The sequence below is a fragment of the Nocardia grenadensis NBRC 108939 genome, from assembly GCF_001613445.1.
In the GTDB taxonomy this organism is placed as follows: domain Bacteria; phylum Actinomycetota; class Actinomycetes; order Mycobacteriales; family Mycobacteriaceae; genus Nocardia; species Nocardia grenadensis.
This window is the reverse complement of sequence record NZ_BDCJ01000068.1, coordinates 1-591: the sequence shown is the minus strand read 5'-3', so window position 1 is coordinate 591 and position 591 is coordinate 1. Positions and strand designations below refer to the sequence as shown.

1 protein-coding gene is annotated in these 591 nt (G+C 67.5%); it reads right to left on the bottom strand.

What is annotated here, in order from left to right; all coding sequences use genetic code 11:
• Positions 1-591: AMP-binding protein (locus NGR01S_RS29750; protein WP_157107518.1), on the bottom strand; the 591-nt coding region annotated here is incomplete at both ends.

The following is a 591-nucleotide window of genomic DNA, read 5'->3' as shown; positions in this document are numbered from 1 at the left end:
TGTAGATGACATAGGCGGTATTCGCCGGGGTCAACGGCCAGACGCGATCGGCATCGGTGATCGGACCGGCCGGATAGGTGTCCAGCGCCAGCTCGTCGAGCACGAGCCAGTCCACCGAGTCGGGGAGATCCGCCCGCACACTCGACACCGTGATACCCACCGGCGCACCGGAATCGGTGAGCATATGCGCGATGCGATCGGCGGGATAGGTCGGATCGATCGGCAGGAACGCCGCACCCGACTTGGTCACCGCCCACTCCGCGAGTACCGAATCCGCCGACCGCGGCACCGCCACCGCCACCAAATCCTCGGCACCCAGGCAACGCTCGATCAGCACCTGCGCCAGCTGATTCGACCGCACATCGAACTCACCATAGGAGTACCGGACGCCCTCGAACACCACCGCCGGCGCCGACGGATCCACCGCCACCGCCACCGCCAACAACTCCGGCAACGTCGAAGCCGACACCGCCGGACCACCCGTCCGGGACAGGGTTTCGGCGCGCTCGACCTCGTCCAGGATCTCGATCGACCCCAGCGCGATCTCCGGATCCACGGCCACCGCGGTCAGCAACCGCCGGAACCGGGTGA